Raw genomic sequence first — 11,576 nt, forward strand, 5'->3', positions numbered from 1 at the left:
CGACATTGCCGGAGCGGGGCTCTTTCGGCGCCCAGTTCGGCCCGAGGGAAGGGCGTCGAAGCGCCTCTGCCTGTTCATACGCGCTCGCCGCGCCACATGCGCCGCACGAGAGGAGATCCATCGTCTGCGGGGAGTCGCGGGCGGCGGTCCTCTCCGACGGATCAACTGGATGTGTGAAGGACGGAGTTCGGGGTGAGCATGATGGACGAGGGGCAGACGATGCGGGCGGCTGTGGTGACCGGGCCGGGAGAACTCCGGGTCGAAGAGGTCGCGCGGCCTGAGCCGGGACCGGGCGAGGTTCGGGTCCGGCTCGAAGGCTGCGGCGTCTGCGCCTCCAACCTCACGCCCTGGGCCGGGCCGGAATGGATGCAGTTTCCGACCGAGGCGGGCGGCCTCGGCCATGAGGGCTGGGGGATCGTGGACGCCGTCGGCGAAGGAGTGGAAACCGTTGCGCCCGGCGACCGCGTGGCCGCGCTGTTCTACAAGAGCTATGGCGAATACGACGTCGGCCCGGCCGAAAACGTCGTGAAGCTGCCCGAGGCGCTCGCCGGGATGCCGTTCCCGGGCGAGCCGCTCGGCTGCGCCATGAACATCTTTCGCCGGTCGGGCATCAAGGCCGGCGAGACGGTGGCGATCATCGGCATCGGCTTTCTCGGCGCGATCCTGACGCGGCTCGCCTCCGCGGCGGGAGCGCGCGTCATCGCCATCTCGCGGCGGCCGTTCTCGCTCGAGATCGCGGAGCGGATGGGCGCGGCCGAGACGATCGCGATGGACGATCACTGGGAGATCATCGAGAAGGTGCGCGAGCTCACCGGCGGCCGGTTCTGCGACCGGGTGATAGAGGCCGTTGGCAAGCAGTGGCCGCTGGACCTTGCCGCCGAGCTCACGCGCGAACGCGGCACGCTGATTGTCGCAGGCTACCATCAGGACGGCGCGCGGCAGGTGAACATGCAGCTCTGGAACTGGCGCGGGCTCGACGTGATCAATGCGCATGAGCGGGACCCGGCAATCTATGTGCAAGGCATCCGCGACGCGGTCGAGGTCGTGGCGGGCGGACGGCTGGATCCGACCGTGCTCTACACCCATTCCTTTCCGATCGAGCGGCTGGACGAGGCGTTGAACGCGACACGCGATCGTCCGAAAGGCTTCATGAAGGCACTCGTCACGTTCTGACGAAGCGGGTTCCTCACCTCGCGGGCCCTTCGACGGCGAACCTCCATCGAGGACGGCAAGTCGAGATTTCCGTGTGTTCTTGCGGCTTTACACGTTTGCGAAGTTGCGTAGCTCGCTAATGAAATCGTTGCGGATCGCTTCTGTCACACGAGCGTGAAGGTTTTAGATGTTCCCAAGACGTCGCCGGGCCGTGGGCTGAACTCTTCGCGGATCGGCGAGATCTTTTCTTTCGTCTGCCGGCTTCCTCCGGCGGCCATCACGCGAACGGATGTGAGTCATTTGCCGATCGAGTGCCTGGACAGCTGCGACGACGAGTTCTGGCGGTCGCCCAACGGGGCGAGGCCGGTTCTGCGAGGTCACCGCGTTGGGCGGGCAAGTGCTCCCATCGGTCGCACGAACTCCTGCCGCCGCCCCCGGTCCCGCGACGACCGCCGGTGCGGCGGTGCCATTCGGCGGTCCGTTTGGATCGACTGACCGTCTTCGTGCGTTCTCATCATCATCATCAACAATCCTGACTGTAAGGAGGTCCGATTGTCCCGTTATCTCGTGACCGGTGGCGCCGGCTTCATCGGCCGCCAGGTCTGCCGCGAGCTCCTGGAGCATGGCCACGAGGTTCGCGTCCTCGATGCGATGATCGAGCAGGTGCATGGCGGCGGCGAATCGCCCGACCTTGGAGATGTGGAGCTTCTTCGCGGCGACGTCCGGGACGCTGAAAAGGTCCGGGCGGGGCTGGCGGGTGTCGATGGGGTCGTGCACCTCGCCGCCGAGGTGGGCGTCGGCCAGAGCATGTACGAGATCGAGCGCTATGTCAGCACCAACGACGTCGGGACGGCGGTGCTCCTCCAGGAGATGATCGATCAGCCCGTCGACAAGATCGTCGTCGCTTCCTCGATGAGCGTCTATGGCGAGGGTCGCTACAGGACGCCGCACGGGCGCGTGGTTGACGATGCGAGGCGCCGGCCGGAGCAGATCAAGGCCGGGCGCTTCGAGATCTTGTCGGACGAGGGCGAGCCGCTGGAGCCGGTGGCGACCGACGAGACCAAGCGGACTGACCTTGCATCCATCTATGCGCTGACGAAGTACCAGCAGGAGCAGGCGGTGCTGATCTTCGGCAACGCCTACCAGACCGACGCGGTGGCCTTGCGCCTGTTCAACGTCTTCGGTCCCGGCCAGGCGCTGTCGAACCCCTATACCGGCGTTCTTGCCAACTTCTCCTCGCGCATTGCGGCGGGCCAGGCGCCGACGATCTTCGAGGATGGCAAGCAGCGACGCGATTTCGTGCATGTGAACGATGTTGCGCGTGCCTTCCGCCTGGCGTTGGAAAAGCCGGAGGCGAAGGGCGAGACCATCAATGTCGGCAGCGGCCGCTCCTATTCCGTCACCGAGGTGGCCGAGAAGGTCGCCGAGGCGATGGGCAGCGACATCAAGCCCGAGATTACCGGCAGGGCGCGCTCGGGCGATATCCGCAACTGCTTCGCCGACATCTCGAAGGCGCGGCGCCTTCTCGGCTTCGAGCCGGAGCGGCGTCTGGAGGATTCGCTCGGCGAGTTGGCCGAATGGGTCGCCTCCCAGGCGGTGACCGATCGCAATGCGGAAATGCGCCGCCATCTGGAAGCGCGGGGCCTCGTCGCATGACGAAGCCGGAATTCGGGGCAGGGGCAGATCGGGACAGCCGGAAATTCGGCTTTGCGGAGTGGTTCCGGCCGGGCGAGTACGACCGCACCTCCGCAGCGCTCGATGGCATGGAGCGCGTGGGAGCCCATCATCTGCGCACGCATCTGTCCTGGGCGGAATATCATGGGGAGGGCGGCAAGGAATGGTACGACTGGCTTCTGCCTGAAATCGGTCGCCGCTTCGATCTTCTGCCCTGCATCCATTACACGCCGCCGTCCCTGTCGCGCACCGGCACCTCGGCGGGCGCGCCGCGGCAGCTCAAGGACTATGCCGACTTCGTCGATTATGTGCTGACCCGCTATGGCGAGCATTTCGAGGCGGTGGAGCTGTGGAACGAGCCCAACAACCTCCTCGACTGGGACTGGCGCGAGGACCCGGATTGGGCGCTTTTCTGCGAAATGGTCGGCGGGGCGGCGCACTGGGCGCGCGAGCGCGGCTTCAAGACGGTGCTTGGCGGCCCGTCGCCCTTCGACGCGCACTGGCTGCGGCTGATGGGAGAGCGCGGCGTCCTCGGCGTGATGTCGGCGGTCGGGCTGCACGGCTTTCCCGGCACCTGGGACAGCGATGTCGGCACCTGGGGCGGATGGGAAGCGCTCACCTCCCAGATGCGGGAGATCCTCGCCGAGTACAATCCGGACGCGGAGATCTGGATCACCGAGGCCGGCTATTCCACCTGGCGGCATGACGAGGCGGCGCAGGCGCAGAGCTTCCTCGACGCGCTCTCGGCGCCGGCCGACCGGCTCTACTGGTATGGCTGGCAGGACATCGCCGACACGGTCGCCGTGCAGGAAGGACTGCGCTTCGACGATCGGCACTACCACATGGGCGTCGTCGACCAGGACGGACGCGAAAAGCTCCTGGCGCGGCTTCTCGGCCAAGGCGGTCCGCAGGCGGTCGCTGACACCCTGGCGCTCGCCGCGCCGAATTTGCGCCGGGCGGAAAAGCCGATCGTGATAACCGGCGGGGCAGGTTTCATCGGCTGCAATCTTGCCGACAGCTTCCTTTCGGAGGGCCGCGACGTTCTCCTCCTCGACAACCTCTCGCGCCCCGGCGTCGAGACGAACCTCTCCTGGCTGAAGGAGCGGCATGGCGAGCGCGCCGGCTGGGCGCCCGTCGACATGCGCGACGGCATGGCGCTGCGCGATGTCGTCAGGGACGCGGAGGCCGTCTTCCACTTCGCGGCGCAGGTCGCGGTGACCACCAGTCTCGACGCGCCGGTCGAGGATTTCGAGGTGAATGCTCGTGGCACGCTGAACCTCCTCGAAGCCGTGCGCCGCTCCGGCCGCAAGACGCCGGTGATCTTCGCCTCGACCAACAAGGTCTATGGCGATCTCGCCGATCTCACGCTCGTCGATAGCGGCGACCGCTATGTGCCGACCGACAACGCGATCGCCGCGCATGGCGTCGGCGAGCGGCGGAACCTCGATTTCTGCACGCCCTATGGCTGCTCCAAGGGCGTCGCCGACCAGTATGTCCTAGACTACGGAAAGAGCTACGGCCTGCCGACGGCAGTCTTGCGGATGAGCTGCATCTACGGGCCGCGCCAGTTCGGCACGGAGGACCAGGGCTGGGTCGCACATTTCCTCATCCGGGCGCTCAAGGGCGAGGAGATCGTCATCTATGGCGACGGCAAGCAGGTGCGCGACATCCTGCATGTCGCCGACGCGGTCGCTGCCTATCGCGCACTGCTAGCCAATATCGACAGCGTGCGCGGCAGCGCCTTCAATCTCGGCGGCGGGCCGGTCAATGCGATCAGCCTGCGCGTCCTCCTGCGCGAGATGGGCGAGATGCTCGGCCGCGAGGTGGCGATCCGCTTTTCGGAGACCCGCAAAGGCGACCAGGCCTATTTCGTCGCCGACACGCGCAGCCTGTCCGAAGCGACCGGCTGGCGCGCGCGGATCGGCTGGCGCGACGGCGTGCGCGACCTGAATACATGGCTGTCCACCTGGAACGGACCCGACGCCGCGCCCGAAGCGGAAGCGATCGCCCCGCTTGCCGCGAGGCTGCGAGCATGAGCGAGAAGCGAACCTCACGCTCTTTCTTGCCGGCCGGTCGGCCAGGTCTGAAGCGGCACCCCATTCCCGCTTTCCAAGTCTCGTGCGTAACGGAGGCGTTCCGATGATCCCGACCCGCGTGTTGATGACCACCGACGCCGTCGGCGGCGTGTGGCGTTATTCCGTCGATCTCGCCCGCTCGCTGAACGAGGCGGGGATCGAGGTCGTGCTGGCCTGCCTCGGCCCGGCGCCATCCGACGACAAGATCCGCGAGGCCGAGGCATCGGCGGCGACGGAGCTCGTCACGCTCGACTTGCCGCTCGACTGGATGGCGAGTGGGCCGGAGGCGCTGTTCGCCGTGCCGCGGCGGCTGGTGGAACTGGCGGACGAGACCGATGCCGATCTCTTGCATCTCAACCTGCCCTCCCAGGCGGCCGGGATCGAGACGGACAAGCCCGTCGTGGTGGTGTCCCATTCCTGCGTCGTCACCTGGTGGGCGGCAATGCGCAACGAGGCGCTGCCTGCCGACTGGCAGTGGCAGTTCGCGCTGAATCGGGCCGGCTTCGAGCGCGCCGACGCGGTTATCGCGCCCTCGCGCAGCCATGCCCAGGCGGTGCGGGAGGCCTTTGGCGCGTTCGGCGCGGTCCGGGCCGTGCCGAACGCGGTGCAGCCGCCGCTGGAGGAGCCGCGGGCCGCCAAGCGCCCGCTCGTCTTCGCGGCAGCGCGCTGGTGGGACGAGAGCAAGAATGCCGGTCTCCTCGACGCCATGGCCGGCAAAGTCGCCTGGCCGGTCAAGGCGGCCGGCGCCTGCCGCGGCGGCAATGGGCAGGTCTTCACCTTCGCGCATGTCGAGGCCCTGGGGGAACTGCCTTTCGCCGAGACGCAGGGGATCATGGCGGAGGCGGGCATTTTCGTCTCGCCCTCGTTCTACGAACCCTTCGGCCTCGCCGTTCTCGAAGCGGCCAATGCCGGCGCCGCGCTGGTTCTCGCCGATATTCCGACCTATCGCGAACTCTGGAGTGGAGCGGCACGCTTTGCCGATCCGGACGATCCCGCCGCCTTCGCGCGGGAGGTGGACGCGCTTGCCGGGGACACTGCCGCGCGGGCGCTGCTGGGTGCGCTGGCCAGGGAGCGGGCCCGCCGCTTCACGCCCGCCTGCCAGCTGGAAGCGCTCTTCGCCGCCTACCGCACGGCCGCCGTCGCCAGGGCCGGTCTTCCCCTCGACGCGCCGCAGGCCGCCGAGTGACCATGCGCTTCGTCTTCTACACCCACTCCCTCGTCTCCGACTGGAACCATGGCAATGCGCATTTCCTGCGCGGCGTGATGCGCGAGCTCGTGGCCCGCGGCCATGACGCGCTTGCCCTGGAACCGGACGGTGGCTGGAGCCGCACCAATCTCCTCGAAGGCCAGGGCCAAGCGGCGATCGACCGCTTCGCCAGGGATTTCCCCGAATTGCGGAGCGAGAGCTACGGCCCGGAGTTCGATCACGAGGAGGCGCTGGACGGGGCGGATGTCGTCGTCGTCCATGAGTGGACCGAGCCGGCCCTGGTCAAAACGATCGGCGACATTCGCCGAAGGGGCGGGGACTTCCTCCTCCTCTTCCACGACACGCACCATCGTGCAGTCTCCGACGAAGGGGCGATCGCGGACATGGCGCTCGCCGATTATGACGGCGTGCTCGCCTTCGGCGAGACGCTCCGGCGGCGCTATCTCGACCGCGGCTGGGGCCGGCAGGTGGTCACCTGGCACGAGGCGGCGGACGATCGCCTGTTCCGCCCGATCGACGCGGAAAAGACCGGCGACCTCGTCTGGATCGGTAATTGGGGCGACGGCGAACGCACCGAAGAGCTCCGCCGCTTTCTGATCGAACCTGTCAAGGCGCTCGGGCTTTCCGGCAGCGTGCATGGCGTGCGCTATCCGGAGCCGGCGCTTGTCCAGCTGGCCGATGCCGGCCTCGCCTATCACGGCTGGATCGCCAATGCCGACGTGCCCGCCGCCTTCGCGCGCCATCGCGTGACCGTGCATGTTCCGCGCCGTCCTTATGTCGAGGCGCTGCCGGGGATTCCGACGATCCGCCCCTTCGAGGCGATGGCCTGCGGCATCCCGCTCATCTCGGCGCCGTGGCGCGACGAGGAGGGGCTGTTTCGGACGGGCATGGACTATCTCGTCGCCAATGATGGCGAGGAGATGCGAACGCAGCTTCGCCGGGTTCTCAGCGATCCGGATCTCGCGGCCTCGCTGACGGCCTCGGGCCTCGAGACGATCCGGGCCCGGCACACCTGCCGCCACCGCGTCGACGAACTCCTTGAAACGATCGCGGCGCTGCGGGGCTCCGCCGCGCCCCACACGGAGGCCGCGCAATAATGAAGATCGCCTTCTACGGTTCGAGCCTACTTTCCTCCTATTGGAACGGGGCCGCCACCTATTATCGCGGCCTCCTGCGCGCGCTTGCCGCTCACGGCCACGAGATCACCTTCTACGAGCCGGACGCCTATGGCCGGCAGGAAAACCGAGACATCGAGCCGCCGGACTGGGCGAAGGTCGTGGTCTGGCAGGCGACGCCGGAGGCCTTGAAGGAGGCGGCCTCCGAGGCGGCGAAGGCGGATGTCGTCGTCAAGGCGTCGGGCGTCGGCTACGAGGACGACGCCCTTCTCGACGCGGTCCTTGCTGCCGCCCGGCCGGAGGCGGTCCGGATATTCTGGGACGTCGACGCTCCGGCGACGCTCGCCGAGCTGAAGGAGAAGCCGGATCATCCGAGCCATCGCCAGCTTGCCAAGCTCGATTTCGTCCTCACCTATGGCGGCGGCGATCCCGTGATCGAGGCCTACCGGGCGCTCGGCGCGCGGGCCTGCGTGCCGATCTACAATGCGCTGGATCCTGAGACCCATCACCCGGTGGCGCGGGAGAAGCGCTTCGCCTCCGCCCTCGGCTTTCTCGGCAACCGTCTGCCGGACCGCGAGGCACGGGTCGAGGCATTCTTCCTCGAGCCCGCCGAACGCCTTCCGGATGCGACCTTCCTCCTCGGCGGGTCGGGCTGGGCCGACCGGCCGCTGCCGGCGAACGTGCGCGCCATCGGCCATGTCGGCACGCGCGACCACAACGCCTTCAACGTCACGCCCAAGGCGGTCCTCAACATCAACCGGGCCAGCATGGCTGAGATCGGCTTCTCGCCACCGACCCGCGTCTTCGAGGCGGCGGGCGCCGGCGCCTGCATGATCACCGACGAATGGCCGGGCATCGACCTCTTCCTGAAACCGGGGGAGGAAGTGCTGGTCGCGCGCGACGGCACCGACGTTCTCGAAATCATGGCAGGGCTGTCGGAGGAACGCGCCGCCGCGATCGGCAAGGCGGCGCTCGCGCGCGTTCTCGCCGAGCACACCTATGAGCAGCGCGCGGTGCTGGTCGACGAGCTTCTGCGCACGACCTTCGCGGCGAAGCGCGAAGGGAGGGCGGCATGACCGCGCCGCTCGACATCGTCGTCGTCGGCCTGTCGCTCTCTTCCTCCTGGGGCAACGGCCATGCAACCACCTTCCGTTCGCTGTTGAAGGGGCTCGCTGCGCTCGGCCACCGGGTCCTTTTCCTGGAGCGCGACAAGCCCTGGTACGCCGCGAACCGCGATCTGCCGGAGCCGGACTTCTGCGAACTCCGCCTTTACGACTCGGTGGAGGAACTCAGCACCACCTATCGCCGGGCGCTCGCCGAGGCGGATGCCGTCATCGTCGGCTCCTACGTTCCGGACGGCGTTGCGGTCATCGACCTGCTGATGGAGATCGCGTCCGGACGGGTGAGCTTCTACGACATCGACACGCCGGTGACTCTCGCCAGGCTGCAGCGCGGCGACGAGGAATATCTCGCCGTCCGCCAGATTCCGGGCTTCCAGATCTATTTCTCGTTCACCGGCGGGCCGACGCTGGTCCGTCTGGAACAGGAGTTCGGCGCGAAGAGCGCGCTGCCGCTCTACTGCTCCGTCGAGGCCGAGCGATACCGCTACACCGGCGCCGAACCGGTCTGGGACCTCGGCTATCTCGGCACCTACAGCCCGGATCGCCAGCCGGTGCTGGAGCGGCTCCTGATCGAGCCGGCGCGGCGTCTGCCGGACAAGCGCTTCGTGGTCGCCGGTCCGCAGTATCCGGCGGAGATCGACTGGCCGGAGAATGTCGAGCGGATCGACCATCTGCCGCCGGCAGAGCATGCCGATTTCTACAGCCGTCAACGCTTTACCCTCAACGTCACCCGCGCGGACATGGTCGCCGCCGGCTGGTCGCCCAGCGTGCGCCTGTTCGAGGCGGCGGCGGTCGGCGTGCCGATCATCAGCGACCCATGGGACGGGCTCGGCGATCTCCTGCCGGAGAAGGAAGCGATCCTGATCGCCCGCGGAACCGATGACGTGGTGGATGCGCTTTGTCGCACGGATGACGGCGCTCGCAGCCGTCTCGCCGATGCCGCGCAGGCGATTGTTCTTACCGCGCACACGGGCGTTGCGCGAGCACGGGAACTTGCCGCCGCGCTCGATCAGGATTTCGCCCCGGCGAGGATGGCCGGCGGCCGTTCGTGAGGAGGCTCGCTCTGCGTGTCGCTCAGGTTTCGCGTTCCAGAAGAAGGATGTGCCGGGATGAAGCGTGAAGACTTCCCCGTCGGTGCGGTCATGAAGCGGGTTCTGGTGGCGGGAGGCGCAGGCTTCCTCGGCTCCCATCTCTGCGAGTATCTGGTCGGCCAGGGCCATCACGTGACCTGCGTCGACAGTTTCGCGACGGGCTCGCTGAACAATGTGAAGGCGCTCACCGGCAGCAACCGTTTCGTCCTCCTGACGCAGGACATTTGCGACCCTTTGCCCGAGAGCGTCACGGCGGACGAGATCTACAACCTTGCCTGCGCTGCCTCGCCGCCGCATTATCAGGCCGATCCGGTCCATACGATGATGACCTGCGTCGTCGGCACCAACAACCTCCTGGCGCTGGCCGAGCGCTGCGGTGCCCGGTTCCTGCAGGCTTCGACCAGCGAGGTGTATGGCGATCCCGAGCAGCATCCGCAGCGCGAGGACTATTGGGGCCATGTCAATCCGACCGGCCCGCGTGCCTGCTACGACGAGGGCAAGCGGGCTGCCGAGACGCTGTGCTTCGACTATCTGCGGGCAGGCCGAGCGGATGTGCGCGTCGTACGCATCTTCAACACCTATGGCCCGCGCATGCGCCCGGACGACGGGCGGATCATCTCCAATCTCGTCTGCCAGGCGCTCGCGGGCGAACCCTTGACCGTCTACGGCACCGGGGAGCAGACCCGGTCCTTCTGCTATGTCACGGACCTGATCGGCGGGCTCGTGCGGATGATGGCGGCGAAGGACAATCCGGGGGCGCCGGTGAATTTCGGCAATCCCGGCGAGTTCACCATCAACGAACTCGCCGAGCTCGTCCTGAAGATCACCGGATCGTCCTCCACGATCAGCCTGCATCCCCTGCCGACTGACGATCCGCAGCGCCGCCGTCCGGACATCGACCGCGCGCACAAGCTGTTCGGCTGGCAGCCGGAAATTCCGCTGGTCGAGGGCCTGCGCCCGACGATCGAATGGTTTGCACGCGAGACCCGGAAGGCGCGGCAGCGCATCCCCGGCGCGGCCCGGCTCGCGGCCGGAAGCGCCGGCCGGCTGCCGGAGCCCGTCGCGGTCCCCAGGCACTAGAGCCCGATCCGGAAGGGCTGGAACCGGTTCTTCCGGATCGGGAGGCTGAGATCGCGCGGCTGACAAGTGTCGGCGCCGAAAGCGAGCGCAGGCGTGCCGTGCGCGGGCCTGCCTGAGACGACGAGACATTCGGAACGCTCCGCCCATTTCCCGCGCGGATGAATGACATGCGAAGGAGGCGCGGGTCCCGCGGGGGCGGAGGACCGCGCCGGAAAGGATGAGCCTCATGGACGATGCAGCGCCTGCGCCGGACATCGAACAGCGGGTCCGCGACCTCGACCCCTGGTTCCACAATCTCGATCTGGCGGGAGTTCGGACCGCGCCGGATCATTTCCTCGGCGACTACCCGAACTTCAAGTGGCAGCGCTTCCGCCATCTCGTGCCGGAGAGGCTGGACGGTCTCTCGGTCCTCGACATCGGCTGCAATGCGGGCTTCTACAGCCTCGAAATGAAGCGGCGCGGGGCCGAACGCGTGGTCGGCATCGATTCCGATCCGCGCTATCTCGCGCAGGCTCGGCTGGCTGCCGAGATCGCCGGGCTCGAGATCGAATTCGTCCAGATGTCGGTCTACGATGTCGGTGCGCTTCAGGAGCGGTTCGACTTCGTCATCTTCATGGGGGTCCTCTACCACCTCCGCCATCCGCTTCTCGCCCTCGATCTTCTCTACGAGACCGTGGTCGGCGGCGACATGCTCTTCCAGTCGATGCTGCGGGGCAGCGCGGCGGTTCCGGAGGTTGCTGCGGACTATCCGTTCGAGGAGACCGCGATCTTCGAACGCGAGGGATATCCGCGCATGGTCTTCGTCGAGCAGAACTATTCGGGCGATCCGACCAATTGGTGGATCCCGAACCGCGCCGGCATGGAGGCGATGCTGCGCAGTTCGGGATTTTGCATCGTCGGCGCGACCGACGACGAGGTCTATCTCTGCCGTCGCGGCGAGCGCGGTTTCATGGTCGAACCTCCGCCGCCCATCGAAACGTCCAGGGCCTAAGCGGGGCGGATCGGGCTAGAGCGTCGGGCGATTAATCTGCAACGCAGCCTGCAGCTTTGAAGTAGTTCCA

General features: G+C 67.4%; 9 protein-coding genes. All 9 read left to right on the plus strand.

Annotation, left to right across the window (positions count from 1 at the left end; all coding sequences use genetic code 11):
* Positions 1–198: 198 nt before the first annotated feature.
* The 9 genes from LH400_RS18060 to LH400_RS18100 all read left to right on the plus strand — a co-directional run bounded on the left by LH400_RS18060 (position 199) and on the right by LH400_RS18100 (position 11,506).
* Positions 199–1,173 carry an MDR/zinc-dependent alcohol dehydrogenase-like family protein gene (locus LH400_RS18060; RefSeq protein WP_229154461.1) on the plus strand — a complete coding sequence of 325 codons (975 nt, stop codon included), beginning with the start codon at positions 199–201 and terminating at the stop codon, positions 1,171–1,173.
* Between the two features lie 531 nt (positions 1,174–1,704).
* Positions 1,705–2,808: an NAD-dependent epimerase/dehydratase family protein gene (locus tag LH400_RS18065; protein ID WP_229154383.1), complete on the plus strand. Its 1,104-nt coding sequence runs from the start codon at positions 1,705–1,707 to the stop codon at positions 2,806–2,808.
* Positions 2,805–4,862, plus strand: a complete 2,058-nt coding sequence (locus LH400_RS18070; RefSeq protein WP_229154385.1) for an NAD-dependent epimerase/dehydratase family protein — start codon at positions 2,805–2,807, stop codon at positions 4,860–4,862. The genes LH400_RS18065 and LH400_RS18070 overlap by 4 nt, the downstream gene beginning before the upstream one ends.
* Before the next feature lie 103 nt (positions 4,863–4,965).
* Positions 4,966–6,087 carry a glycosyltransferase family 4 protein gene (locus tag LH400_RS18075; protein ID WP_229154386.1) on the plus strand — a complete coding sequence of 374 codons (1,122 nt, stop codon included), beginning with the start codon at positions 4,966–4,968 and terminating at the stop codon, positions 6,085–6,087.
* A 2-nt stretch (positions 6,088–6,089) separates the two neighbouring features.
* A complete protein-coding gene (locus LH400_RS18080; RefSeq protein ID WP_229154463.1) occupies positions 6,090–7,205 on the plus strand; it encodes a CgeB family protein in 1,116 nt (371 codons plus the stop codon).
* Positions 7,205–8,299, plus strand: coding sequence for a CgeB family protein (locus tag LH400_RS18085; RefSeq protein ID WP_229154388.1), 1,095 nt, complete (start codon positions 7,205–7,207; stop codon positions 8,297–8,299). Before LH400_RS18080 ends, LH400_RS18085 begins: the two co-directional genes overlap by 1 nt.
* Entirely contained in the window at positions 8,296–9,396 is a 1,101-nt protein-coding gene (locus LH400_RS18090; RefSeq protein ID WP_229154390.1) for a CgeB family protein, read from the plus strand. The genes LH400_RS18085 and LH400_RS18090 overlap by 4 nt, the downstream gene beginning before the upstream one ends.
* Before the next feature lie 57 nt (positions 9,397–9,453).
* Entirely contained in the window at positions 9,454–10,515 is a 1,062-nt protein-coding gene (locus LH400_RS18095; protein ID WP_229154392.1) for a UDP-glucuronic acid decarboxylase family protein, read from the plus strand.
* Between the two features lie 226 nt (positions 10,516–10,741).
* Entirely contained in the window at positions 10,742–11,506 is a 765-nt protein-coding gene (locus tag LH400_RS18100) for a TIGR04290 family methyltransferase (RefSeq protein ID WP_229154394.1), read from the plus strand.
* The last annotated feature ends 70 nt before the right edge of the window (positions 11,507–11,576 follow it).

The organism is Jiella soli (genome assembly GCF_020615385.1).
In the GTDB taxonomy this organism is placed as follows: domain Bacteria; phylum Pseudomonadota; class Alphaproteobacteria; order Rhizobiales; family Rhizobiaceae; genus VKMB-3413.